Origin of the sequence: Ancylobacter sp. WKF20 (assembly GCF_029760895.1) — a bacterium.
Classification (GTDB): domain Bacteria; phylum Pseudomonadota; class Alphaproteobacteria; order Rhizobiales; family Xanthobacteraceae; genus Ancylobacter.
The window spans coordinates 177,861-201,370 of record NZ_CP121679.1 but is presented as its reverse complement, the minus strand read 5'-3'; the positions used below and the strand labels follow the sequence as shown (position 1 = coordinate 201,370).

Below are 23,510 nucleotides of genomic sequence, written 5' to 3'. Positions count from 1 at the left end.
CAGACGGGCCGCCGTCTGAATGACCGTCGACTTCATCAAGGCCCGGGCTCACCCCCGGGCCTTTTTTTCATTGCCGCCGGGCCTGCGGCGCCGTTTCCATTGATCGCGCCGCGCCTTGAGCTAGGTTGCCGCAAACGGTGTCGCCCGACCTCCCCTTGGCGGCGCCCTTTCAGGAACCGTCCCATGCCCGGATCGCGCGCGCCCCGCCCGTCCGATGCCGCTGCCTCCCGCGCTCCCGCGCCTCATATCGTCAAGCTCGGCGGCAGCCTGCTCGCCGCCCCCTCTTTGCCGGCGCTGCTCGCGACGCTTGCCCGGCACGGCGCGCCGCTCGTGCTGGTCACCGGCGGCGGGACGCTGGCCGATACGGTGCGTGATCTCCAGCCGCGGCTTGGCCTGTCGGATGCCGCCTGCCACCGCATGGCGATCCTCGCCATGGAGCAGACGGCGCTGGCCCTGGCGGACCTCTCGGGCATTCCCACCGCCGCCGATCCCGCCGGCATTGCCCGCCTCCACGCCAGCGGGCACGCCGCGCTATGGTTGCCGGCGGCGATGACCCTTGAGGCCCCCGACCTGCCGGAAAGCTGGGACATCACCTCCGACAGCCTTGCCGCCTGGCTCGCCACGCGCCTCACGGCGGGGCGGCTGACGCTGGTGAAGTCCGCCCCCGCCGCCGCGCGCACCGGCCCCGCCGACTGGGCCGCCGCCGGGCTGGTCGATCTGCTCTTTCCGCGTTACGCAGCCGCCTTTGGCGGGCCGGTCGAGCTTCTCACCCTGGAAGCGGCCGGTGCCGCCCTCACCGACGGGAGTCTGGCCGCATGAGCGCCGACAAGGGCACCTATCCGCGCTGGGCCTGGGCGCTCACCGGCTCCGGGCATTTCTTCACCGAGTCGATCGCGCTCATCCAGTCGCTCGACGCCGTGGACCTGTTCGTCTCGCGCGCGGCGGACGAGGTGCTGCGCATGTACAAGCAGGATCTGCCCAAGCACACCCGCATCTTCCGCGAGACCACGGCCAGTTCCGCCCCGGTCGGGCGCTTCTATGAGCAGCTCTACCACACGCTGGTGGTCTCCCCCGCCTCGTCCAACACGGTGGCGAAGGCGGTGTACGGCATCTCCGACACGCTGGTGACCAACTGCTTCGCGCAGGCCGGCAAGTGCCGCGTTCATGCGATCGTCTTCGCCTGTGATACCGCGCCGGAGATGATCACCATGGCGCCGGGCGGCGAATACCCGGTCTATCCGCGCCGCATCGACCTGGAGAACACCGCCCGGCTCAAGGAGTTCGACGACACCACCGTGGTGGAATCCCTCGCCGATCTCGACGCCGCCATTAGCGCCCGGCGCCGTCTGCTGGCGGAACGGACCGCCCCGGCCGATGGCTGACACCCCCGAAACACCCCGCCGCCCGGAAAAAATCGCCCTCGTCACCGGCTCGCTGGCCGAGCCACGCCTGACAAAGATCGCCGGCGAGATCGCCGACCCGACGCTGGAGCCGGTCGTGGTCAATGTCGGCGTCAAGGTCGCCGCGCTGATGACGGCGGAGATCGTCGAGCGCCGGCTGAAGCTGCCGGAGGGCACCGACCGCGTGCTGATGCCCGGCCGCTTCCGGGGCGATCTTGAACGGCTGGAGCGGTTCTTCGGCGTGCCCTTCGCGCGCGGGCCGGACGAGGTGGCGGACCTGCCGGACTATTTCGGCCAAAAGCGCCGCGCCACCGACCTCACCCGGCAGGACGTCACCATCTTCGCCGAGATCGTCGACGCCACCGTGATGAGCGTCGCGGGCATCGTCGCCCGCGCCCGCGCCCTGCGGGCGGAAGGGGCTGACGTCATCGACCTCGGCTGCCTGCCGGACACCGCCTTTCCGCATCTGGAGGAGGCGATTGCGGCCGTGCAGGCCGAGGGGCTGAAGGTCAGCGTCGATTCCTTCGATCTGACCGAGCTCGCCCGCGCCACCCGCGCCGGGGCGGATTTCCTGCTCAGCCTCAACGAGACCAATCTGCACATCGCCAAGGAAGGCCCGGCCGTGCCGGTGCTGGTGCCGGCGAAGCAGGGCGATCTCGATTCGCTCATCCGCGCCGTGGAGGCCTGCCTTGCCAGCGGCCAGCCCTTCTATGCCGACCCGATTCTCGACCCGATCCATTACGGCTTCACCGCCTCGATCCTGCGCTATGCCGAATTGCGCCGGCGCTTCCCGGACATTCCCGTTCTCATGGGCATCGGCAATGTCACCGAGCTGACGGATGCCGACACCACCGGCATCAACGCCATTCTCATGGGGCTCATCTCGGAAATGCGGCTCAACGCGGTGCTGGCGGTGCAGGTCAGCCCGCATTGCCGGACAGCCGTGCGCGAGTTCGACCGGGCGCGGCGCGAATACTACGCCGCCCGCGAAGCCGGCGCCCTGCCGCAAGGTTTCGGCGGCGGGCTGATGGCGCTGCGCGATCGCAAGCCCTATGCCGCCAGCCCCGCCGAGATCGAAGGCCTCGCGCGCGAGGTGCGCGACCGCAATTTCCGCATCGATGTCAGCGAGGACGGCATCCACATCTACAACCGCGACGGCCACCACGTGGCGCCCGATCCCTTCGCGCTGTTCCCCCATCTCAAGGTGGAGGAGGATGGCGCGCACGCCTTCTATCTCGGGGTGGAAACCGCGCGGGCGGAGATCGCCTACAAGCTCGGCAAGCGTTACGCGCAGGATGAAGGGCTGAAATGGGGTGTCGCGGCTGTAATCGAAGAAAGCCCCGAGCAAGCACACCGTTTGACATTCAAGGAAACCGGCACGACGCTGCAGGCCAAGAAGGAAGTAAATAAGCACGCAAAGGCCGAGGAGGCGCCCGCCAGCGCGACCGAGGCCGAAGCCGGAAAGGCGACCGAGACGTGATCCGTGAGGCCATTGTCACAACCCGCTCGGTGAGCGGCGAACCGCATCTGGCGCCGATGGGCGCCACGGTGATCGAGGGCGGCTATCTGCTCCAGCCGTTCCGCCCGTCCCGCACGCTGGAAAATCTCTCCAGCACCAGCATCGGCGTCGTCAACTTCACCGACGATGTCCGCATCTTCGCCGGCAGCATCGTCGGCAAGCGCATGTCCGTGGATGTGTGCAAGGCGACCTATCTCGACTGCCCGCGCCTCGCCGAGGCGCTGTCGCATGACGAGATCACGGTGGAGCGGATGGAGGACCACCCGGAGCGGCCGAAATTCTTCTGCCGCACCCACCACAGCGAAGGCCACCGCCGCTTCGAGGGGCTGAACCGCGCCAAGGCCGCCGTGCTGGAAGCCGCGGTGCTGGTGAGCCGCCTGCGCCTGCTCAGCCCGGAGAAGGTCGACGAGGAGATGGCCTATCTCGCCATCGCCATCGAGAAGACCGCCGGGCCGGACGAGCGCGACGCCTGGAGCTGGCTGGTCGAGGCCATCGCCGAGCACCGGCAGTCCCGCGTGCTGCCGAGCCACCTATGAGCGCGCGTGCCCCGGGCCTGCTCGCCAGCGTCGCCGACCTCAGCGAGATGGACCAGGCCGCGCGCGGCGGTGCGGATATCGTCGATCTCAAGCAGCCGGCCTATGGAGCGCTCGGCGCGTGGAGCCCCGGCGCGCTGACGGCCGCCGTCATGCTGTGGAACGGTTGGGGCGAGCGGCGCCCGGCGCTTTCCGCCACCGCCGGCGACCAGCCCATGGTGCCGGCCATTCTGCGGAGCGCGGCGGAGAGCATCGCCGCCAGCGGCGTGCCCCTCGTCAAGGTCGGGCTGTTCGCCTCCGAGCATATGGGCGCCTGCATCGAGGCGCTGGCCCCGCTCGCCACGCGCTGCCGGCTCATCGGCGTGCTGTTCGCCGATCAGGATCCCGATTTCGATGTGCTGCCGCGCCTCGGCGCGGCGGGCTTCGCCGGTGCCATGATCGACACCGCCGACAAGCATGCCGGGCCGCTCACCCGCCATCTCGACCTGCTGACCCTCAGCCAGTTCACCAGCGAGGCGCGGGCGCAGGGGCTGATGACCGGCCTTGCCGGCTCGCTGTCGCTGGACGACATCCCCGCGCTGGCCGGCGCGGGGGCGGATTATCTCGGCTTTCGCGGCGCGCTCTGCACTGGCGGGCGCACAGGTCGGCTCGACCCCACACGCCTCGCCCAGGCCCGCGAGCGCCTGACCACCGCCGCCGGCACGCTGCGGGACTAGGCGTCCCGACAACCTGACGCTCAGAACCGCACGCTCAGCCTTGCGTTGAAGCCGTTCTCGCTGACGCCGTCGCCATACTGGCCGGTATAGGCGATGCCCAGCGTCGCGGTGGCGCTGATCAGAACGTCGAGCCCGGCCTCGACCACCGCCGCGTCCTCGGCGATCGGCGCGCCGGTGACGGTGAAGGCGTCCGAGCCCGCAAAGGCCTGCGTCACCGTCGGGTCGATGTCGCCGAAGGCATGGCGCCAGCCCAGCGCGCCGCGCAGCGTCGCCGCCGTCGAGCCGAAGGCGATCTCCTTGGCAAGGCGCACGCCCAGCGTGGTGAAGGTCGTGTCCATGGTCTGGGAATCGCCCGTCAAGGCCGCCGCGCCGCCCTCTTCCCTGTAGCCGTCCTGGTGCAGGCTGACATAGGAGAGGTTGGCGAAGGGCTCGAAGGCGATGCCGGCCGCGTCGATGCGGTAGCCGAGTTCGCCGAAGGCCTGCACCGTGCCGGCGTCATAATCGGCCGACAGGCTGTCCGTGTAGCCGGTGAAGGCGACGCTACGGTTGGTCGAGATGTCCTGCCACGTATAGGCTAGGCCGGTGCGCAGCGCGAGCGGGCCCCATTCGTTGCCGCCGTAAAGGCCGATATGCCAGTTGTCGCTCGAGCCGGAGGAGTTGCGGCCCGAGATCGAGAAATCGGTGTAGCTGTAGCCACCGGCCACGCCGAGGCGCCAGCCGTCGCCGACCAGCGTATCGGCGCCGATCAGGAAGCCGCCGGTGGAATCGGAGACGCCGGCGGCGTTCGAGTTGCCGTCCATGTCGCCCCAATTGCCGAAGGCGGTCGACCACAAAGCGAAGCGTTCCACCGGCGCGACGGCGGGCGCCGCCTTCACGGGGATGCTGAGATCCGCCGCCACCTTGACGGGCGAGGGCGCGGCATAGGCTAGCGCCCCCGAGGACGTCTCGACCACATTGACCACCGTGCCGGCGGAGGCCCCGACACCGCCCTGCGCCGCCCGCAGGCGATCATTCAGCGCGCCGCGAATGAGCGAGGACTGTTCCATGAACAGGCTCTGCGTCGAGGCATGCACCTCGCCGGAGAGCTGGTCATAGGCCCACTGCGCCTCGCTGGCCGAGGTGAGGAACAGCACCGAGTTGTACAGCGCGAGCGACGCCCCCGTCTGCGGCAGCGTGCCCAGCGCCGCCGAGGTGGCGATCTGGTTCGGCGTCACCGCGACGCTGGTGAAGGTCTCCTGCGGGATGCTGACCACGACGGAAAGCGCCACCGCCGTGGAATCCTCCTCCACATTCAGGAAGATCGAGGACGACGTCACCTGGCTGAAGGAGCCGGTGACCCCGCCGGCCGCTTCCAGAATAGTGTAGGTGACGCCCGAGGCGTAGCTGACCAGCGGGTCGAGCGTGACGAGATTCAGCGTCGCGCCATTGACGGTGATGCGCCCGGTCGTGCTGATGCCGTCGCTATTGCCGGCATTGTCCAGTTCAATCTGATAGGTCGAGCCGGGCTCAAAGGTGACGTCGCCATTGATGGTGAGCGTGCCGATGGAATTGCCCGGCGCCAGCGTGCCGCCGGCCAGCACCGTGACCGCGCCCGTGGTGCCGCTGCCGCCGAGCGTGCCGCCCTCCGCGACAGTGACGGACCCGCCGAGCGTGCCATTCACCGACAGAAGACCCTCACTCACCGTGGTCGTGCCGGTGAAGCCGGAATTGTCGCCGGTCAGCTCCAGTTCGCCCGCGCCGGCCTTCACCAGCGCGCCGGTGCCGGAGATGGCGTAGCCGAAGCTGGCCTCGTCGGCCCGGTTGAAGGCCAGCGTCGCGCCGCTCGCCACCGCGATGTCGGTGGCCAGACTCCCCGAGGTGCCGCCATCGCCGATCTGCAGCGTGCCGGCGGTGACGCTGGCGCCGCCGGTGAAGGTGCTGGCGCCGGTGAGGATCAGCGTGCCCGTGCCCGCCTGCACCAGCGCGCCCGTGCCGGAGATGACGCCGGCATAGGTCACCTCATCCGAGCGGTTGAAAGCCAGCGTGCCATTATCGGTGATGTCGCCGAGCACCGAGCCGCTGGTGCCGCCATTGCCGAGCTGAAGCGTCGCGCCGGCATTGATCGTCGTCCCGCCGGTGTAGAGCTGGTCGAGCCCGAACAGGATCGTCCCGTTGCCCTCACCGGGATCAGCCGAGTTGGTGATGATGACGCTGCCGGGGGCGGTAGGGTCCGCGTCGTAGAGCACGGCGGGAACAACGAGCGCGCCTTCGCCCGCTGTCGCACTGCCGTTGACCGCGTAATCAAAGGTGAACCCCTGAGCGATGGGCTGCTCGCTGAGGATGACAAGGCTGGTTTCCTTGCCGGTGATGAGGACATCGCTGAACCGGACCGCAAAGCTCGTGCTGACAATCCCCAGAGACTCGGCGCTCGGCGCGGCCAGAACACCCGATATCGTGGAGGTGATCTGTTCACCGTCCGCGGTCGTTCCGTACAAGGTTGTGCTGAATTTCACCGAGTTGTCGGTCGTCGTAATCTTCAAGACGCCGATCTTGTCCACCTCGTAGGTGGTGAACCCCGCGACGCCATCGACAAGAGAGGGGAGCACAAAGCTGTAGACGAGGGGCGAGGCGCCGTTATGGCTCGCGTCCTCGGCAATCTGGTTGCCGGGGATGATGGCACCGAACCAGCTCAGCTGCCCCGTAAGCGTCGTCGACGCCGGCAAAGTGAAGGTCTGATCCTTGAAGCTGGCATAGTCGTTCAGCGTGGTGAACCCGCCCTGCGAGACAGAATTGACCTGAACAGCGCCCCGGGTGACGGCCCCAAACGACACGACGGACGCCTCCGCGAGGGCCTTTGCCGGGAGCAGCAGGACCGCTGCCATCAAGCCCAGCGCCCCGAGTTCGCCTAGCCTGCGCACTGACGTGGACCGCAGGGCCGATGATCGGTGCCGCGCCACGATACGTGATCGGGACAACGGTGTTTCCGCGCGCCGCGGTGCCTGCCCGTTCAGAACCAAATGCATCATGCGCATGTGCCCCCAGCACCTACGTTTCGCGATTACAACGGCTATGAGCGAAGGTGTGTGCGGCATTCGCGCTGCGGCTCCGGGACCCGGAAGCTGACACCCAGAGGTATGATAAGCCAGCTTTGCCGTCATAACGACTCGCTCGCGATGACGTCGTGTTTCTTCCCGAGAAAAAAATCGTCGGGTTGCACGCGCGCAACAGCCCCTGCGCGCCCTCCTCGCGGAGCTCAGCCGCTCCGTCGCATCCTCCCCGCTTGACTTCCCGTCCGCGCGGGTCCATCTGCCCCGCGCCGCCCGTCACGGCGGCGCAATCGGAACCCCTTACCCATGCCCAGCGACAGTCCCAGTCGATTGTCCGGCCGCCGGCGGCCGGCGCTCTGAGCCGACCGCGGCCCTGTTAGGGCACGGCTCTCTGCGTCCACCTCCGGTGACCGGACGTCGGAAAGAGAGCCAAGATGGACGATATCCGTAACCCGGCGGATGACCGCCGCGACGATGCCCGCCGCGATGATGAATTCGTGGACGCCGCCGGCAGCCTTGCCGCGGAACTGGCTGCCGAGCTCGCCGAGGAGCACCCCGCCGACATCGCCGAGGCGCTGGACGAGGAAGAGCCTCACACCGCCTCCGCCGTGCTGGCGAGCCTGCCGCGCGAGAAACAGGTCGAGATTCTCGACCTGCCGGATTTCGACCTCTCCAGCGAGCTGATCGAGGCGCTGCCGGTCGAGGAGGCGGTGCGCCTGCTCACCGACATGTCCGCCGACCGCGCCGCCGACCTGTTCCGCTGGATGGAGGAGCCGGCGCGCTCGCATCTGTTCGCTCATCTGCCGGCCGAGACGCAGGCCGAGCTGAACCGGCTGCTCGCCTATCCCGAGCACAGCGCCGGCGGGCTGATGACCACCGAATTCGTCACCGTGCCGGCCGACTGGACGGTGGGGCGCACGCTCGCCCATCTGCGCGAGATCGAGCGCACGCGCGAGACCATCTACGCCATCTATGTGCTCGACCCCGACAGCCAGGCCTTGCTCAAGGCGGTGACGCTGCGCCGTCTCATCACCGGCGCGCCGGAAGACCCGATCCTCTCGGTCGCCCCGCGCCACGACCCGATCACCACCTCCCCGCTCACCGACCGCGAGGAAGTGGCCAAGCTGATCTCGAAATACGACCTGCTCGCCGTGCCGGTGGTGGACGGGCACGACCATGTGCTCGGCATCGTCACCGTCGACGACATGATCGACGCGATCATCGAGGAGAACACCGAGGACGTGCAGAAATTCGGCGGCATGGAGGCGCTGGACGAGCCCTATATGGAGATGGGCTTCCTCGCCATGCTGAAGAAGCGCGCCGGCTGGCTCTCCATCCTGTTCCTCGGCGAGATGCTGACCGCCAACGCCATGCAGCATTTCGAGGACGAGCTGGAACGCGCCATCGTGCTGACCCTGTTCATCCCGCTCATCATGAGCTCGGGCGGCAATTCGGGCTCGCAGGCGACCTCGCTGATCATCCGCGCGCTGGCGCTGGGCGAGATCAAGGTGAAGGACTGGTGGCGCGTCGCCCTGCGCGAATTGCCCTCGGGCCTCGCGCTCGGCTCCATTCTCGCCGCGCTCGGCATGACCCGCATCGCCATCTGGCAGATCGCCGGCTTCCATGATTATGGCGAGCACTGGGTGCTGGTGGCGGCGACGGTCGGCGCGGCGCTGGTGGCCATCGTCACCTTCGGCTCGCTCACCGGTTCGATGCTGCCCTTCGTCCTGCGCCGCCTCGGCTTCGACCCGGCGAGCGCCTCCGCGCCCTTCGTCGCCACCTTCGTCGATGTGACCGGGCTGGTGATCTACTTCACCGTCGCTTTGGTCATCCTGCACGGAACGTTGCTTTAGAAGGAACAACGTCGAGCCGGGATCGTCAGCCGTCTTGGCACGCGATCCCGGATCGGCCTTCGGGCCGTCCGGGATGACGATAGGCGGCTAGACCACCAGCACCTCGCCCTGCCCGCCCATCAGCGTGTCGCCGACGAGGCGGCGGGCTTGGGTGACATCCTTGAGCACGCCGGCAAGGTCCGGCACGCGCCGGGCCAGCAGGCGCAGCGCGACGAGGTCGTGCGTGCCGGTGTCGGCAAAGCCGGCCGGCAAATCGGGCAGCGCGCTGACCAGCAGCGTGCCGCGCTTCATGCCGCGCCCGGCGAGCGGGCCGACCGATCCGGCGACGCTGACCGTGCCGGCGATCATGCCGGTGGCCAGCCCCTCGGCGGCATCGCCGCCGATCAGGATCAGCCCGCCACGCTGACGGGCGCCCGCGCGCGGCCCCACGGAACCGGCGATCTTCAACACGCCGTCCGACATGCCGCGCCGCGAGCCGGAGGAGGCCCCGCCGGCGTGCGCTCCGGCATTGCCGGCAAGCTCGATCCGCCCACCGGACATTTCCGCGCCGAGAAAGTCCCCGGCCTCGCCGGAGATACGCAGCATGCCGCCGGACATGCCGAAGCCCGCCCAGGCGCCGACGCGGCCATCGACGATCAGCTCGCCTCCGCTCATGCCGGCGCCGACACCGTCCAGCCGCTCATCGCCGATCTCGACCAGCAGCACGCCCTCCGGCGCGCCCTCGATAAAGAACAGCTCGCCCATCGGCACGGCCTTCGCGCCATAGGGGATCGAATGGTGCTCCAGCTCGCGCAGCGAGGTGGCGCAGGCGAGCGCCGGGGTCAGCCCCGCCAGGTCCACCCGCGCCTCGAAGGCCGCGCGCGGCTTCAATGATACGCCGCTCATGCCACGCCTCCCGCGCTGCCCGCTCCCGCGCTCATGATCTCGCGCAGCTTGAAGTGGAACGGCCCGAGATTGCCGCCATAATTGCCGGCGTCGATCGCCAGCACGCCGCCTTCCGCACCGACCGCGCAAACCGCCTCGATGCCGACGCGCGTCGCCTCGGCCACCGCCTCGAAGCTCACCCCGTCAATGACGATCTCCATCACCGAGCCGACCTCCGGGGAGAGCTGGCTCGGCACGGCGCCGCGCAGCGTCGGGCAATAGGCGTCGTTGGTGGAGGCGAACATGCCCTTATATTTCGAGCCGACCTTGGAGCCCGAGCGCACCACGCCGCCCGGGAACGGCAGGATGATGCCGGGCACCGTCCCCATCGCCGCCACCGCCTGCTCGGCAGCGTGCAGCGCCTGCCCGCGCGAGCGGGCGAGGATGAGGAAATTGCCGCCGCCCACGCCCTCCACGGAACCCGTGTCCTCGTCGCAGACGAACTCGCCCTCCATCACCGGCACGCGCCAGAAGCGCTTGCCCGCGAGCTTCTTGGAGATCTGGTGGCCATCGCCGAAATAGCGGATCGTCTTGGCCAGCGGCACGCGCTTGCCGCCCTCGACGCCGGCATAGCAGGCGGTCGTCGGGCAGGTCAGCACGCACTGGCCGAGGCGCAGTGGCACGACCTTCTTCAGCGAGCCAAAATCCATCGCGAAGATGAGGAGCGCCACGCCCGGACGCCCGTCCGGCGTCTCTTCGGGCGCCAGCACGCGCTCGATCCCGGCCTCGCAGCCGCAGCCGATGACGGAAGTGGCAAAACCCGTGGTGACGCGCCCGGCCGTCATCGCCCAGTCCGGCGTGTCGGCGGTGACGATGAGCCGCGTGCCCACCATCGGAAAGGCTTCCGCGAAGGTATCGCGGATCTCGACGCCATTGAGGATCATCGCGCGCCCTCCGGCATGGTCACGAGGCACGGACGCCCACCAAAGGCCGCGCGACAAACTCCCTCTCCCCGTCGGGGAGAGGGGTGGGGTGAGGGGCAGCGACGCGCCAGAGCGGCGAGCGCGAGCCCCCTCACCCGGCGCTGCACGCCGACCTCTCCCCGTCGGGGAGAGGTGAAGGAGAAAGCACCCGTGAGCCGCCAAAGCACCGTCATCCCCGGACTTGATCCGGGGATCCACGTCTTGGCCGCCGACCCATGCGCCGTCGAAAGGCGTGGATGGCCGGGCCAAGCCCGGCCATGACGGCTGAACATGCGCTCGACCATCGGGAGATAGGGACGCCTGCGGCGGCTTTTTCCCTGGATCCCGGTTCGGCGCTCCGCCTTCGGCGTCGCTGGGCCGGGACACGTGGCGTCAATGCTGAGACCCGTTCCCCGGACGAGCTGCACATGGTGCAGCGATGATCCGGGGCCCAGGAGAGACTCTGTCGCCGATCCCCACCGGGGAGTGGTGAAGAAGGGCGACGCAGCGAACATCATGTCGTGAGCCATCACCCCTCCCCCCGCTCGCAGGTGAGGATGGTCGGGCCGGCGCCGTTTCGCAGCTCGCCGTCACTGATGCGGAAATGCTGCGCTTTCAGGCCCACCGACTCGTCGAACCAGCGCTTCATGTCGGTCTCGATGGCGCGGTCGAAGGTCGGGCGGGCGACATGGGTGGTGCCTTGCGCCAGCTCCACCACCACGCCGTCCTTCACGATCAGCCGGCCATTCTTGAACACCATGCGGGTGGTCGAGAACATCGCCTCGCGGTCGCTGTCCTCGCGGTGGACGGCGATGTCGGCCACCGCGCCGGGGCCGAGATGGCCCTTGTCGGTGAGGCCGAGAATGCGCGCGGGCGCGGCGCGGGTGAGGATGGCGATCTCCTCCAGCGAATATTGCCTCGTGATCTCTGCCAGCATCGTGTGCTTCTGCGCCGCCTTGTTCAGCGTCGCGAGCTGGGCGTTGCGGAAATCGCGGTCCATCAGCAGGCGGATCAGATGCGGGTATGTGGTGAAGGGCCCGCCATTGGGGTGATCGGTGGTGAGGAAAATCCGCCAGGGGTCTTCCACCAGCAGGAACAGCTCCAGCCCGATCGCCCATTGCAGCGCGTTGACGAAGGACTTGTCCTTGTACTCGAACGGCACCACGCCGCAGGCGGCGTCCAGCTCGATGTCCATGCCGATGGACTTGTTCGGGCTGGCTATGGCGCGGTTGCGGTATTGCGACATGTAGTCGGCCGAGGCCGTCACCGTCTGGCCGAACATCACCTGCCCGACATCGACCGAGATGTTCGGGTTGGCGTTGACCAGTTCGGCAATGCGCGCCGCCGAGGAGGAGAAGCGCTTGTCGCCCTCCGTGCCATAGGAATGGAACTGCAGATGGGTGAGGTGCAGCCGCCGCCCCTCCGCCGCGCGGATGGTGGCGAGCGTCGTCTCGTCATTGCCGGGCACGCCGAGATTGCAGCCATGCAGATGGATCGGGTGCGGCAGGCCGAGTTCCGTCACGGCCCGGATCAGCGTCGTCAGCACCTTGCGCGGGGTGACGCCATAATGCGGGTTCGCCTCGTCCAGCTCCATCTTGCGGGCGTTGAACTTGAAGGCGTTGATGCCGCCGGGATTGACGATCTTGATGGCGAAGGCCTGCGTCGCCTCGATCATCCAGCCGACATAGGCGTTGACGGTTTCCTGATGCGCGCCGGCGGCGAGCAGGCGCAGAAAGAAATCGTCATTGCCGAGCACCAGATAGGCGCCGGTGTCGAGATTGGGGATATCCGCCATTTCCAGATGCGCGCCGCGCGCATTGGCGCCGACCATGGCCGGCTCGAACACCGTGGTGTAGCCGAGCTCCGCATAGCGGCAGCCGGTGGCATGGGCGGTGGGGGCCGCCCGTCCGCCGCCGCAGCCGCAGAAATTGCCGGGCATTTCGGGGAAGGCCTTGCGGTCCTCCTGCATCAACAGGCGGGCAAGGTTCATCTTGCCGCCGGCAATGTGGCTGTGCAGGTCGATGCCGCCCGCCATCACCACGTCGCCGGCGAGATCGTATTCGGCATCCGCCTTCTGATCGGTGGCGGCAATGATGCGGCCGTCCTCGATCTCGATATCGCGCACGGCACCGCTGACGACGCCGTTCTCGCCATTGGCCGGGTCGAGCACACGCCCGCCCTTCAGCCTCAGTCTCATCTACCCCTCCGCTAGGCGACGCACAGCCTCGGCAACGCTGGGGAGCGTCGCGACGCGCAAGGCGCCGAGCGGCAGGCTTACGATGGAATCCATGCGGAACACGGTGCCGGCATGGTCGACGCCGGGCGTGCCCACAGGGATGACAACATCAGGTTCTGTCTGGAAAATCGTATCGGGATGGGCAAGGGCGATCACCTTGCCGGAAAAATCGGGCGGCGGCTCCGGCCGGAAGGCCGAGACCCAGACCAGCACGTCGGCATCCCGAAGGGCGGCCTGCGTGGAATAGAGCGTGCCGTCATGGGCGCTGCCCTGCCCGCGCACCAGCGTGCGCAGCGGGTAGCCGAGCCGCCACAGCAGCAGCTGGTTCACGCCGACGATGTTGTCGACGCCGCCCAACGGGAACACGCCGGCGCGGGTGGTCACGTTCAGCGCGTCGACCAGCGCGGTGGCGCGCTCGGCGACAAGGTCGCCATCATCGAGCGCCCCCGCGTTCCACGTCACCACGGCGTATTTCGAGGCGCGCAGCGCCTCGGCCAGCGCCGCCAGCTCGGCGAGCGGCAGGCTGCCGCTGGCGGCCACCGGCGGGGTGCGCCCGGACACCAGAAGGGCGAGCGCCTCCAGCACCTCGACCGGATCGCCGGCAAGCTCCGAGATCGTGATGCCTTCGAGCTGCCGGCGGGCCTTCTCCGACGGGGAGCCGCCGAGGAACACCACCCGCCGCTCCCCGGTCGCGAAGAGCGGGGTGGCCGGGTAGAACTTCTCGAACAGCCGGCTCCAGTTCGCGGTCGGGTCGTCGCCCACCACGACCAGCAGGTCGCAATGGTTGCGGACCTCGGCGAGCGTGGTGGAGAGCCAGCCGGTGCGCTGCACCGCCGCATAGTTGCGGAACAGCCCCTGCGAGGCGTGATGGTCGAGCACCCCACCGAAGCGGATGGCGAGATCGACCAGGGCGCCGGCCCCAGCCATGTCGGTGCCGAAGCCGGCAATCACCGGGGCGGTGGCGCCGGCGAGGATGCGGTGCGCCTCTCTGTACACATCGGCCTGACTGGTCACCTCACCGGCCACACGCGCCACCGGTTCGGCGGTATCCAGACGCCGGAAAAGCCGGGCCGCTTCGGGGCAGATGGCGCCGCTGGGCCCGGCCTTGGCGCGGACGGCGCGGCCCTCCACCTCGAGGGTCAGATCATCGCAGCCGAGCCCGCAGAAGCCGCAGGCCACATTCTCGAACGTCTGCACCTCGGCCATGGTAACTACCTGATCTGTCAATCGTATTTGATGTAGGAGAAGCGCAGATCGCCGCGCGGCGTGCCTTCCAGCGCGCTGCCGGGCTCAAGGGCGGGCTGCCAGGAGACCACCTCCTCGATCTTCTTGGCGAGCTGGAAATCGCGCTCGGTGATGCCCTTGGCATCGTGCGACATCAGCCGCACCTCCACCCAGGCATAGGACGCCGTGATATCCGGATGGTGCCAAGCCGCCTCCGCCAGATGGCCAACGGCGTTGATGACCATCAGCGTCCCCTTCCAGCTGGAGGTGCGATAGGTACGCCGGATCCACCCGTCCTGGAGCTTCCAGTGCGGCAGATCGATCGCGAGACGATCCTCTACCTCTTTGGAGGTAAAGGTTTTTTTGGGATCAACGGCCATGCGCCGGCGTCCTCCTGGCAGGTCCACCCGTTCTGTCGCGGGCAGCTTTTAACGATTCGGTAGCACGTGGCGGGGGCGCCCGGCAAACCCCAACTCGCGGACAATTGTCGCCAGATCGGCAGCAAATCCGCGCGGCAGGCGTTCAACAGGGTCACAGTGGCGCTTGTCCTGCGTGCCACGGGAGCCTTACGATGCAGCACGAGGAAACGCCGGTGAACAAAACAACACGCCAATCGCCGACGGCGCGCCAGGAGGACGGCCTGAACGTGGTGCGCATCACCGCGCCCGGACGCCTGCACCTCGGCTTCATCGACCTCGCCGGCACCCTCGGCCGCCGCTTCGGCAGCCTCGGCATCACCCTCGACCGCCCCTCGACCATCGTGCGGATGCGCAAAAGCGCCGCACTGACCGCCTCCGGCCCCGATGCGGGCCGCGCCTTGGCGGCGGCGGAGAGGGCGGCGCAGCGTTTTCAGATCGACAAAGCCGTTGAAATCACGGTGGAATCAGCGTTGCCGCCGCATTCGGGCCTCGGCTCGGGAACCCAGCTCGGCATCGCCGTGGCGACCGGTCTGTGCCTGCTGAACGACCTGACGCTCTCTCCCCGCGAGATCGGCGCGGCTTTGGGTCGCGGGGCGCGTTCGGCCATCGGCATCGGCGCCTTTACCGAGGGCGGGGTGATCCTGGACGGCGGCAAGAAGCGCGGCTCCGACGCGCCGCCGCCCATCCTCTCGCGCCTGCCCTTCCCCGATCACTGGCGCATTCTGCTGGTATATGACAACGCCCATCAGGGGCTTAGCGGCGCTGCCGAAGTCTCGGCGATGGACAATCTTCCGCCCTTCGCCGACACGCTGGCGAGCCACATGGCGCGGCTTGCCGTGATGGTGGCACTGCCGGCGCTGGCGGAAGCGGATGTGGATTATTTCGCCGCCGCAATCGGCGAAATGCAACGACTCCTCGGCGACCACTATGCGGACGCCCAAGGTGGCCGCTATACAAGCACGGCCGTCGCCGAGGTGATGGACTGGCTGGAGACGCGCGGTCTGCGCGGGCTCGGCCAGAGTTCCTGGGGCCCCACCGGTTTTGCCATTCTCGGCAGCCCGGAAGAGGCGGACCAGGTGATCAGCGAGGCCCGCGCGCTTTTCGGCGACCGGCCCGCTCTGGCTTTCGACTGTGTACGCGGCAGCAATGCCGGCGCACGGATCGAATGGCTTGCCTGCGTCGAGCAGCGCTAGCGACGGCTTTGGCTTAGGGCCCGCGTCGCTCCTTCCCCATCATCAGAGGCCGCAAGGCCCGTTTTTGCCTAGGGATCGAAACCAATGGCGGACATCGCCCCGATTCTCCACATCGTCTCCCCACTGCGTCACGTCTCGCCTTTCGACGTGAACATGGCCGTCGACGCCGGCTACGCGACCATCCTGCCCTATTCGGGCGTCACCCTCGATGAGATGGGTGACCTGACGCAGGACATGATGTTCTCGCGCGCCCCGCAGGCGGCACCGCGCACCGGCCTGTTCATCGGCGGCAAGGATGCGAGCCTCGCCCTCGACATGGCGGCCAAGGCGAAGAGCGTGCTGTTTCCGCCCTTCGAGATTTCCGTCTTCGTCGACCCGGCCGGCTCCTTCACCACCGCCGCTGCCATGGTTGCGGAAGTCGAGCGCAAGCTGCGCCCGACGCATCCCGATGGCGTCAAGGGCTTGAAAGTTCAGGTCTATGGCGCGACTGGCGTTGTCGGCGGCATTGCCGGCGTTATCGCCGCGCAGGCCGGCGCCCATGTCACCTTCGTCAGCCATCGCGACGTCGAGGCGGTGGCGGTGAAGGCGCGCGACTTCCAGCGCCGCTTCGATGTCGACATCGCCAGCGCCAGCGCTGCCAGCGAGGATGAGAAGCGCGCTTTGGTGCCGGAGGCGCATGTCGTGCTCGCCTGCGGCAAGGCCGGTGTCGAAATCCTCTCGGCCGACGCCCTCGCCTCCGCCCGCAATCTCATCGCCGCCGCCGACGTGAACGCCGTGCCGCCCGCCGGCATCGCGGGCATCGACGCCCATGCGGATGGCAAGGTGCTGGCGAACGGAACGCTGGGCATCGGCGCGCTCACCATCGGGCACCTGAAGTACCGCGTGCAGCATGAATTGCTGAAGCGGATGAAGGTTACGACGGAAGCCCTCACCTTCGGTTTCGAGGATGCCTTTGCGCTCGCACGCTCCCTCGCCGCCTGAGACGGACGCCGACATCGCGGTTGTCGCGCTCAGCGCGCGGGCGCTTGCCGCCTCCGCGCGCCGGGCGGGACTGCGCCCTCTCGTCTTCGACCTGTTCGGGGACGAGGACACGCGTGCGCTCGCCGCGACATATGTGCGGCTGCGCTCGGGGAGCGGGCTGAGCTTCGACGCGGACGATCTCATAGCGCAGCTCGGCGCGTATCTGCCGGCGGGGATGCCCGTCGTGCTCGGCAGCGGCTTCGAGGATCGGCCTGACCTGGTGGAGACGCTGGCGACGCGCTTCCCGCTGCTCGCCAATGGCCGGCGCACGCTGACCTGGCTCAAGACGCCGGAGGCCTTTGCCGGCCTGCTGGCCGATCTTCGCGTGCCGCACCCGCGCATGTTCGAGACGACAGCACCCGCCGGTGTACGCACGGTTGAAAAGCAGGCGGGGGGCGCGGGCGGCGGGCATGTGCGTTTTGCGGATACGGCGCGGGGAGCCGGCCACTACCTGCAGGAGTTCGTGGCGGGCCATGCCGTCTCAGCGCTGTTTCTGGGCAATGGCCGACAAGCGCGGCTGATCGGTTTTTCCGAGCAATGGTGCGCGCCCGCCCCCGGCGCGCCTTTCCGCTATGGCGGCGCGGCCGGGCCGATCCGCCTCGCGGCGCGCCTTGAAGCCGAAGTCGGCCATGCGCTCGACGCCATCACCGGCGCCAGCGGGCTGGTCGGGCTGGCCAGTGCCGATCTCATCGTCGATGGCGGACGCTGGTGGCTTATCGAGATTAACCCGCGCCCCGGCGCGACGCTCGACCTGTTCGACCGCGCGCCGCTGCCCCCGCTGCTGGGCCTTCACAGCGAGGCCTGTGCCGGGCGCCTTCCGGCGCTGGCACTCGCTGACGCCGAGACGTTCGGCGGTGCCCAGGCCGCCGCCATCCTCTATGCCGACCGGCCGGTCGAGACTGGCACCGATCCTCTCCCCGACTGGACCGCCGATCGACCGGCGCCCGGCACACCCATCGGCCCCGGCGAACCGGTCTGCACCGTGTTCGCTGGCGGCTCCACCGTCTCGGAAGCCCGTGCCGTGCTCGCCGGGCGCCTCGACCACATCTGGCATGGGCTGAACGCAGCCAGCCGCCAAGCTGCGGAGTGACACTCTGATGGATACCCCTTTCCACCCCTCGCGCCCGAGCGTCTCCGCCCTCGCCGCGCCGCTCGTCGAGGCGCTGGTCGCGCGCGCCGAAACCTTGCGCCTCTCGGTCACGCACAGCGCCAAGGGCGCGCGGATCGTCGACGCCGGCATTGTCGCGCGGGGCGGCATCGAGGCGGGTCGGCTGATTGCCGAGATCTGCCTTGGCGGCCTCGGCAGCGTCGAAATCGTCCCGGCCCCACGCTTTGCCCGCTGGGGCACGCTGGTGAGCGTGCGCTCGCCCGATCCGGTCATGGGCTGCCTCGCCAGCCAATATGCCGGCTGGAGCCTTGCCGAGGGCGACTTCTTCGCGCTCGGCTCCGGTCCCGGCCGCGCGCTCCATGCCAAGGAGAAGCTGTTTGAGGAACTCGGCTACCGCGACAGCGCTGCCAGCGCCACGCTGGTGCTCGAGGTCGACCAGTTCCCGCCCGAGCCGCTGATCGACCGCATCGCCCTCGACTGCGGCGTGGCGGTGGACCGGCTGACCCTCATCCTCACGCCCACGCGCAGCCTCGCCGGCACGGTGCAGATCGTCGCCCGCGTGATGGAAGTGGCGCTGCACAAGGCGCACGCATTGCATTTCCCGCTGGACCGCATCATCGACGGGCTGGCCAGCGCGCCGCTGCCGCCGCCCGCGCCGGATTTCGTCGCCGCCATGGGCCGCACCAACGACGCCACTCTCTATGGCGGCGATGTGCATCTCTTCGTCGATGGTCCCGAAGAAGAAGCCGCCGTGCTCGCCTCCGGCCTGCCAAGCGCCAGTTCGCGTGACTATGGCCGGCCGTTCGGGGAGATTTTCGCGGCCTATAATGGCGATTTCTACGCCATGGACCCGATGCTGTTCAGCCCGGCGCGCGTCACCGTCACGGCGCTCGAAACCGGCCGCAGCTTCAGCCACGGCGCGTATAATGAGGCGGTGCTCGACCGATCCTTCGCATGAGCGCCCCGCGCAGCGACCGCGTCGTCATCTTCACCGAGGATGCCGACTGGCACACCCGCACGCTGAAGGCGGCGCTGGAGCGCGAGGGTCTCGGCGTCAGCGTACTCTCGCTCAATGATTGCGGCTTCGCCATCGGCGAGACCGCGCATGGTCTGGTGCTGCCCGGCTTCGGCGACAAGCTGCCAGCCGCCGCCTTTGTGCGGCTCATCGCCAAGGGCTCGACCGAGCAGATCACCGCGCGGCTCGGCCTGCTGCACGCGCTGCGCGAGCTCGGCGTTCTCGTCATGAACGATGCGCGGGCGGTCGAACGCTGCGTCGACAAGAGCATGACCAGCTTTCTCGTCGGCCGCGCCGGCCTGCCGACACCGCGCACTTTCGTCGGTGAGGATCGCACCGCGATGCAGGCGCTGGTGGACGAGGCGCCGGGCGATCTGGTGCTGAAGCCGCTCTTCGGTGCGCAGGGCAAGGGCATACGCCGCGTGCCGGCACGCACCGAACTGCCGGAGCCCGACAAGGTCGGTGGCGTCTATTATCTGCAGGACTTCGTGGCCCAACCGGCGCGCACGGACTTCTGCGACTGGCGGGTCTTTGTCATCGGGGACAATGTTGCCGCCGCCATGATCCGCCGCTCGCCACGCTGGATCACCAACATCCATCAGGGCGCGGTCGGCGAGCCGGCACCCTTCCACGAACAGGCATTCGACTTCGCCATACGCGCCACCGCCGCCGTCGGGGCGGACTATGCCGGGGTGGACCTGATCGAGGATGCGGAAGGCCGCTTCCAGGTGCTGGAGGTCAACTCCATGCCGGCCTGGAAGGGCTTGCAGAAGGCAACCGAGGTCGACGTCGCAGCCGCCCTCGCCGCGCATGTGGCCCGAAGCATCGCGCAGCGTGCCGACACCCGGATCGATGCCTGATGACGCCCGACGCCATCGCCCTGGCTTTTCAGCATGCCTGCGCGGCCGAGCTTGCCGCGCTGAAAGCGGGCAATGTCCACCGCTTCAGCCCCGGTCACGGGATGGAAGTGCGCCATTTCGAGCAAGCGGCCGCGGCCGCCGCGCCGTTCATCGCCGCCGCGGGCGAACGGATCGGGGCGCGCATTGAGGGGGCAGTGGCGGCCTCGCTCGCGGCGACCGGGCTCAACACCAATCTCGGCATCGTCCTGCTCTGCGCGCCACTTGCGTTGGCAGCCGAGCGGGGCGGGCCGCTGCGCGACAGCCTTCACGTCGTGCTGGAGGATCTCGATGCGTCCGACGCGCAGGCGACTTTTCGGGCCATCGCGCAGGCCAATCCGGGCGGACTCGGCCGGCATGAATCGCATGATGTGGCGGCCCCCCCGCGCATCGGCCTGATCCAGGCCATGACACTGGCGGCGGGGCGCGACCGCATCGCCCGGCAATATGCCAGCGGCTTTGCCGATGTCTTCGATCTCGGCTTGTCGCGCTTCAGAAACCTCGAAGATGCCGAGCCGGAAGCCCGCGCGGAAGCGGTGCATCTCGGCTTTCTCGCGGCCTTCCCCGACAGCCATATCGCCCGCAAATTCGGCCCGGAGGTTGCGGAGGCGGTGCGCCGGGAGGCGGCGGAGATCGCCCGCGAGGTCGACTTCGCCGCTCCGGCGGCCGAGCGGCACCCGCCCCTGCTCGCTTTCGACCAGGCGTTGAAGCAGCGCGGCCTCAACCCGGGCACGACCGCTGATCTGACGGTCGCCACCCTGTTCGCGGCGGCGCTCAGCCCATGAAGCGGGCGATGGCATCGGGCGAAAGCCGCCCGTCATGAAGCGCGCTGGCCAGCAGCACGCCAGCCGCTCCGGCATCGGCAAGGCGCGTGAGATCATCGAGGTCACGCACCCCGCCGGCCGCGTAGACGCGCCGGTTGCCGGCGCGGCGGATGATGTCGCCCAGACGCTCCAGATCCGGCCCCTCGCCGGCGCCGACGCGGGTGAGCGTCATGACGATCACCGCCTCTGGCCACAGCGTGGCGTCCTCATGGAACAGCGCCGGCCCGCGCGGTCCCTCCGGGCCGTAGTCGAGCGACAGAATCGCCCCGCCGACCGCCAGCGCCGCGCTCCCGGTGGCGAGATCAGCCATCGCCTCGCTGCCAACCACCGGCCGACCGGGCCCCTGCGCGGCGCGGCGCGCGACCGCCTGAGGCGCGGCCTCGCCCGCATCGACCCACATGTCCACACCCGGATGGCTCTCCATCAGCCCGCGCACGGTCGTGCCATGCCCCTGCTTGCGGGCAATGGCGTCGAGATCGGCGATGTAGAGCGTGCGGAAGGGCGCAAGAGCGAGGAGGGACGCGGCGACCTCCGCCGGCTCGGCGCTCGGGCAGAGCGGGGTGGCGATCGGCCGGTAGTGGGCGCGCATGCCGCGCCGGGCATGCACGACCACACCTCCCATCAGGTCGAGGACAGGTATAAGTTCCAAGGCGCGATCCTTCCGGGACGTGTCTATCCGGGCTTGAAAGTCTGATGCGGGTCTTCGTCTGCGAAACGGTCTCCGGCGGCGACTATGCCGGCACCGATCTTCCCGAAACGCTGATAGCCGAAGGTGCGATGATGCGCGATGCGCTCATCGCTGATCTGGAGGATCTGCCGGGGGTCCGCGTCTTCACCACGCACGACGCCCGCCTGCCTGCCCCGCCCTGCGGGGAGAGCCGGGCCATAGGGCCGGGGGAGGACACGCGGGCTATCTGGAGCGAACTTGCGGCGCAGACCGATTGCTGCTGGCCGATCGCGCCGGAATGCGAGGGCATCCTGCACAGCCTGGTCGAGCAGTTGGGCGCCCGCAACCGCCGGGTGATCGCCTGCGATGTCGAGACGTTGCAGACGTGCAGCTCAAAGCTGCGGACGGCAACCCACCTCGCCGCGGCGGGCATCCCCTTTGTGCCAAGTTGGTCGCCCTCCACGGTGCCGGCGGGCCTGTCCGGCCCCTTGGTCATCAAGCCGGATGATGGCGCGGGCGCCATGGACGTGCACGTGTTCCGGCGCCTGCCGCCCGGTCCCTATCCCACCGGGGTGGTGATCCAGCCCTTTATCGTTGGCACGGCCGCGAGCCTGACCCTGCTCTGCCAGTCGGGGCGAGCCCAGGTACTCACCGCCAACCGCCAGCATGTGGTCGAGGCCGACGGACAGCTCCTTTTCAGGGGCCTGACGGTCGGCGCCTTCCCGGTCGATGATACCCTGCGGGCGCTGGCGGATGCCATTGGCGCCGCCCTGCCCGGCCTGCATGGGATACTCGGCGTCGACTATATCGCGACGCCGAGCGGGCCTGTCGTCGTCGAGATCAACCCACGGCTGACCACCGCCTATGTCGGCTTGCGGCGCGCGCTCGGCATCAACCCTCTGGCCTTCGTCGCCGAGCTCGTGCAGGACGGGATGGTGCCGGACATGAACAGTCTTCCTCCCTCCCACCCAGTCGAGATCAGCCTTTGACCCGTATTGCCCGCCTTGGTTGGGATGTTGGCGGCGCCCATGTGAAGCTTGCCGCCTTCGGATTCGAGGGAGGCCTCAAGGCCGTGCGCATCGTGCCCTGTCCGGTCTGGAAGGGTGCCGATAACCTGCGTGAGGCGATCCGCAGCCTGCGCGCCGAATTCGCCGCCGACGTGCCTTCCGCCGTGACCATGACGGCCGAAGTCGCCGATCTCTGGCCGGACCGGCGCAGCGGCGTCATCGGCACGGCGGCGATCCTCATGGAGGAACTCAGCGGCGCCCCGCTGGCCCTGTTCGCGGGACCGGAAGGCTTCGTGCCGGCCGAGCAGGCGGTCGCCCATGCCGACAGCATCGGATCGGCGAACTGGTACGCCACCGCCGCCGTGCTGGCGCATCTGCTGCCGGGCGGGCTGCTGATCGACATCGGCTCGACCACCGCCGACATCATCCCCTTTTCCTCCGGCCGGGTGACGGCGCGCGGCTTCACCGATGCCGAACGCCTTGCCAGCAATGAGCTGATCTATACCGGCGCGGCGCGCACGCCCGTCATGGCGCTGGCCCAGGAAGCTCCCTTTGGCGGGCGCTGGCTGCCGCTCATGGCCGAGCATTACGCGACCACAGCGGATATCTACCGCCTCACCGGCGATCTGCCGGAGGGGGCGGACCTGCATGCCAGCGCGGATGGCGGGCCGAAGACCGAGGAAGCCAGCGCGCGCCGTCTGCTGCGCATGGTCGGTCACGACCTCGCGCCCGGGGGCCTTGCCCCTGCCAGGGCACTTGCCCGGCATCTGTCGGAGGCGCAGTTGCACCGGCTCAGCCGCGCCATGGATTGTGTCGCCTCGGCGCAGGAGAACGAGATCGACCTGATCGTCGGCGCCGGCGTCGGACGTTTTCTCGCCGCCCGCCTCGCCGAGCGACGGGATGTGACCTATCTCGACCTTGCCAATGTGCTCACCGACGACGAGAGCCTCGCAGCCGCCGCGGCGGATTGCGCGCCCGCCGTCGCCGTCGGCCTCCTTGCCGCCGCCCTCACCGCCTGAAGCTCGAGA

At 68.9% G+C, this 23,510-nt stretch carries 21 protein-coding genes; 14 read left to right on the top strand and 7 right to left on the bottom strand.

From position 1 onward, the window contains the following. Positions 1 to 183: 183 nt before the first annotated feature. From AncyloWKF20_RS00970 to AncyloWKF20_RS00950, 5 genes are read left to right on the top strand one after another with little or no spacing between them, the layout of a single operon-like run. Positions 184 to 819 (top strand): aspartate kinase, encoded by a 636-nt coding sequence (locus AncyloWKF20_RS00970; RefSeq protein WP_279316115.1) that lies wholly within the window; start codon positions 184 to 186, stop codon positions 817 to 819. Next, the gene (locus AncyloWKF20_RS00965; protein ID WP_267583306.1) at positions 816 to 1,382 is read left to right on the top strand and encodes a flavoprotein; all 567 of its coding nucleotides are present in this window, start codon (positions 816 to 818) and stop codon (positions 1,380 to 1,382) included. Before AncyloWKF20_RS00970 ends, AncyloWKF20_RS00965 begins: the two co-directional genes overlap by 4 nt. After that, positions 1,375 to 2,880, top strand: coding sequence for a DUF6513 domain-containing protein (locus AncyloWKF20_RS00960; RefSeq protein WP_279316114.1), 1,506 nt, complete (start codon positions 1,375 to 1,377; stop codon positions 2,878 to 2,880). The genes AncyloWKF20_RS00965 and AncyloWKF20_RS00960 overlap by 8 nt, the downstream gene beginning before the upstream one ends. Beyond that, on the top strand, positions 2,877 to 3,455 hold the full coding sequence (locus AncyloWKF20_RS00955; RefSeq protein ID WP_279316113.1) for a DUF447 domain-containing protein: 579 nt from the start codon (positions 2,877 to 2,879) through the stop codon (positions 3,453 to 3,455). The genes AncyloWKF20_RS00960 and AncyloWKF20_RS00955 overlap by 4 nt, the downstream gene beginning before the upstream one ends. Beyond that, positions 3,452 to 4,168: a (5-formylfuran-3-yl)methyl phosphate synthase gene (locus tag AncyloWKF20_RS00950; RefSeq protein ID WP_279316112.1), complete on the top strand. Its 717-nt coding sequence runs from the start codon at positions 3,452 to 3,454 to the stop codon at positions 4,166 to 4,168. Before AncyloWKF20_RS00955 ends, AncyloWKF20_RS00950 begins: the two co-directional genes overlap by 4 nt. 20 nt (positions 4,169 to 4,188) lie before the next feature. On the opposite strand, the gene AncyloWKF20_RS00945 is transcribed toward AncyloWKF20_RS00950, so the two are convergent. After that, positions 4,189 to 6,978: an autotransporter domain-containing protein gene (locus AncyloWKF20_RS00945; protein ID WP_279316111.1), complete on the bottom strand. Its 2,790-nt coding sequence runs from the start codon at positions 6,976 to 6,978 to the stop codon at positions 4,189 to 4,191. A 650-nt stretch (positions 6,979 to 7,628) separates the two neighbouring features. Here AncyloWKF20_RS00945 and mgtE point away from each other — a divergent pair. Continuing rightward, positions 7,629 to 9,047, top strand: coding sequence for a magnesium transporter (gene mgtE / locus AncyloWKF20_RS00940; RefSeq protein WP_279316110.1), 1,419 nt, complete (start codon positions 7,629 to 7,631; stop codon positions 9,045 to 9,047). Between the two features lie 87 nt (positions 9,048 to 9,134). Here mgtE and AncyloWKF20_RS00935 read toward each other — a convergent pair whose 3' ends face one another. The 5 genes from AncyloWKF20_RS00935 to AncyloWKF20_RS00915 form a co-directional block, all read right to left on the bottom strand. Next, positions 9,135 to 9,932 carry a formylmethanofuran dehydrogenase subunit C gene (locus AncyloWKF20_RS00935; RefSeq protein WP_279316109.1) on the bottom strand — a complete coding sequence of 266 codons (798 nt, stop codon included), beginning with the start codon at positions 9,930 to 9,932 and terminating at the stop codon, positions 9,135 to 9,137. Next, on the bottom strand, positions 9,929 to 10,855 hold the full coding sequence (gene fhcD / locus AncyloWKF20_RS00930; protein WP_279316108.1) for a formylmethanofuran--tetrahydromethanopterin N-formyltransferase: 927 nt from the start codon (positions 10,853 to 10,855) through the stop codon (positions 9,929 to 9,931). Before fhcD ends, AncyloWKF20_RS00935 begins: the two co-directional genes overlap by 4 nt. 547 nt (positions 10,856 to 11,402) lie before the next feature. Then, the gene (locus AncyloWKF20_RS00925) at positions 11,403 to 13,070 is read right to left on the bottom strand and encodes a formylmethanofuran dehydrogenase subunit A (protein ID WP_279316107.1); all 1,668 of its coding nucleotides are present in this window, start codon (positions 13,068 to 13,070) and stop codon (positions 11,403 to 11,405) included. Beyond that, positions 13,071 to 14,315: a formylmethanofuran dehydrogenase gene (locus tag AncyloWKF20_RS00920; protein ID WP_279316106.1), complete on the bottom strand. Its 1,245-nt coding sequence runs from the start codon at positions 14,313 to 14,315 to the stop codon at positions 13,071 to 13,073. It lies immediately after the preceding gene. Positions 14,316 to 14,332: 17 nt separating this feature from the next. Continuing rightward, positions 14,333 to 14,713: a 4a-hydroxytetrahydrobiopterin dehydratase gene (locus AncyloWKF20_RS00915; RefSeq protein ID WP_279316105.1), complete on the bottom strand. Its 381-nt coding sequence runs from the start codon at positions 14,711 to 14,713 to the stop codon at positions 14,333 to 14,335. A 191-nt stretch (positions 14,714 to 14,904) separates the two neighbouring features. Between AncyloWKF20_RS00915 and AncyloWKF20_RS00910 the strand changes: the two genes are divergently transcribed. The 6 genes from AncyloWKF20_RS00910 to AncyloWKF20_RS00885 all read left to right on the top strand — a co-directional run bounded on the left by AncyloWKF20_RS00910 (position 14,905) and on the right by AncyloWKF20_RS00885 (position 20,769). Next, positions 14,905 to 15,945, top strand: a complete 1,041-nt coding sequence (locus AncyloWKF20_RS00910; RefSeq protein WP_279316104.1) for a beta-ribofuranosylaminobenzene 5'-phosphate synthase family protein — start codon at positions 14,905 to 14,907, stop codon at positions 15,943 to 15,945. Between the two features lie 84 nt (positions 15,946 to 16,029). After that, the gene (locus AncyloWKF20_RS00905) at positions 16,030 to 16,926 is read left to right on the top strand and encodes a methylenetetrahydromethanopterin dehydrogenase (protein WP_279316103.1); all 897 of its coding nucleotides are present in this window, start codon (positions 16,030 to 16,032) and stop codon (positions 16,924 to 16,926) included. Continuing rightward, on the top strand, positions 16,892 to 18,055 hold the full coding sequence (locus AncyloWKF20_RS00900; RefSeq protein ID WP_279316102.1) for an ATP-grasp domain-containing protein: 1,164 nt from the start codon (positions 16,892 to 16,894) through the stop codon (positions 18,053 to 18,055). The genes AncyloWKF20_RS00905 and AncyloWKF20_RS00900 overlap by 35 nt, the downstream gene beginning before the upstream one ends. A 7-nt stretch (positions 18,056 to 18,062) precedes the next feature. Further along, positions 18,063 to 19,031 (top strand): methenyltetrahydromethanopterin cyclohydrolase, encoded by a 969-nt coding sequence (gene mch / locus AncyloWKF20_RS00895; RefSeq protein WP_279316101.1) that lies wholly within the window; start codon positions 18,063 to 18,065, stop codon positions 19,029 to 19,031. Next, a complete protein-coding gene (locus tag AncyloWKF20_RS00890) occupies positions 19,028 to 19,948 on the top strand; it encodes a RimK family alpha-L-glutamate ligase (RefSeq protein WP_279316100.1) in 921 nt (306 codons plus the stop codon). Before mch ends, AncyloWKF20_RS00890 begins: the two co-directional genes overlap by 4 nt. Beyond that, the gene (locus AncyloWKF20_RS00885) at positions 19,948 to 20,769 is read left to right on the top strand and encodes a triphosphoribosyl-dephospho-CoA synthase (RefSeq protein ID WP_279316099.1); all 822 of its coding nucleotides are present in this window, start codon (positions 19,948 to 19,950) and stop codon (positions 20,767 to 20,769) included. The genes AncyloWKF20_RS00890 and AncyloWKF20_RS00885 overlap by 1 nt, the downstream gene beginning before the upstream one ends. Here the strand turns inward: AncyloWKF20_RS00885 and AncyloWKF20_RS00880 are convergent. After that, positions 20,759 to 21,457 (bottom strand): HisA/HisF-related TIM barrel protein, encoded by a 699-nt coding sequence (locus tag AncyloWKF20_RS00880; RefSeq protein WP_279316098.1) that lies wholly within the window; start codon positions 21,455 to 21,457, stop codon positions 20,759 to 20,761. The genes AncyloWKF20_RS00885 and AncyloWKF20_RS00880 overlap by 11 nt on opposite strands. A gap of 44 nt (positions 21,458 to 21,501) precedes the next feature. Between AncyloWKF20_RS00880 and AncyloWKF20_RS00875 the strand changes: the two genes are divergently transcribed. Beyond that, positions 21,502 to 22,464 carry an ATP-grasp domain-containing protein gene (locus AncyloWKF20_RS00875; RefSeq protein ID WP_279316097.1) on the top strand — a complete coding sequence of 321 codons (963 nt, stop codon included), beginning with the start codon at positions 21,502 to 21,504 and terminating at the stop codon, positions 22,462 to 22,464. Further along, positions 22,461 to 23,501: a hydantoinase/oxoprolinase family protein gene (locus AncyloWKF20_RS00870; protein WP_279316096.1), complete on the top strand. Its 1,041-nt coding sequence runs from the start codon at positions 22,461 to 22,463 to the stop codon at positions 23,499 to 23,501. Before AncyloWKF20_RS00875 ends, AncyloWKF20_RS00870 begins: the two co-directional genes overlap by 4 nt. Positions 23,502 to 23,510 lie beyond the last annotated feature (9 nt).

What these genes read in the sequence shown, in the direction of transcription:
- AncyloWKF20_RS00960 (WP_279316114.1), top strand. Translation starts at nt 1,375, where the DNA reads ATGGCTGACACCCCCGAAACACCCCGCCGCCCGGAAAAAATCGCCCTC.
- AncyloWKF20_RS00900 (WP_279316102.1), top strand. Translation starts at nt 16,892, where the DNA reads ATGCCTTTGCGCTCGCACGCTCCCTCGCCGCCTGAGACGGACGCCGAC.
- AncyloWKF20_RS00925 (WP_279316107.1), bottom strand. Translation starts at nt 13,070, where the DNA reads ATGAGACTGAGGCTGAAGGGCGGGCGTGTGCTCGACCCGGCCAATGGC.
- AncyloWKF20_RS00935 (WP_279316109.1), bottom strand. Translation starts at nt 9,932, where the DNA reads ATGAGCGGCGTATCATTGAAGCCGCGCGCGGCCTTCGAGGCGCGGGTG.
- AncyloWKF20_RS00950 (WP_279316112.1), top strand. Translation starts at nt 3,452, where the DNA reads ATGAGCGCGCGTGCCCCGGGCCTGCTCGCCAGCGTCGCCGACCTCAGC.
- AncyloWKF20_RS00915 (WP_279316105.1), bottom strand. Translation starts at nt 14,713, where the DNA reads ATGGCCGTTGATCCCAAAAAAACCTTTACCTCCAAAGAGGTAGAGGAT.
- AncyloWKF20_RS00910 (WP_279316104.1), top strand. Translation starts at nt 14,905, where the DNA reads ATGCAGCACGAGGAAACGCCGGTGAACAAAACAACACGCCAATCGCCG.
- AncyloWKF20_RS00965 (WP_267583306.1), top strand. Translation starts at nt 816, where the DNA reads ATGAGCGCCGACAAGGGCACCTATCCGCGCTGGGCCTGGGCGCTCACC.
- AncyloWKF20_RS00885 (WP_279316099.1), top strand. Translation starts at nt 19,948, where the DNA reads ATGACGCCCGACGCCATCGCCCTGGCTTTTCAGCATGCCTGCGCGGCC.
- AncyloWKF20_RS00890 (WP_279316100.1), top strand. Translation starts at nt 19,028, where the DNA reads ATGAGCGCCCCGCGCAGCGACCGCGTCGTCATCTTCACCGAGGATGCC.
- mgtE (WP_279316110.1), top strand. Translation starts at nt 7,629, where the DNA reads ATGGACGATATCCGTAACCCGGCGGATGACCGCCGCGACGATGCCCGC.
- AncyloWKF20_RS00905 (WP_279316103.1), top strand. Translation starts at nt 16,030, where the DNA reads ATGGCGGACATCGCCCCGATTCTCCACATCGTCTCCCCACTGCGTCAC.
- fhcD (WP_279316108.1), bottom strand. Translation starts at nt 10,855, where the DNA reads ATGATCCTCAATGGCGTCGAGATCCGCGATACCTTCGCGGAAGCCTTT.
- AncyloWKF20_RS00970 (WP_279316115.1), top strand. Translation starts at nt 184, where the DNA reads ATGCCCGGATCGCGCGCGCCCCGCCCGTCCGATGCCGCTGCCTCCCGC.
- AncyloWKF20_RS00875 (WP_279316097.1), top strand. Translation starts at nt 21,502, where the DNA reads ATGCGGGTCTTCGTCTGCGAAACGGTCTCCGGCGGCGACTATGCCGGC.
- AncyloWKF20_RS00920 (WP_279316106.1), bottom strand. Translation starts at nt 14,315, where the DNA reads ATGGCCGAGGTGCAGACGTTCGAGAATGTGGCCTGCGGCTTCTGCGGG.
- mch (WP_279316101.1), top strand. Translation starts at nt 18,063, where the DNA reads ATGGATACCCCTTTCCACCCCTCGCGCCCGAGCGTCTCCGCCCTCGCC.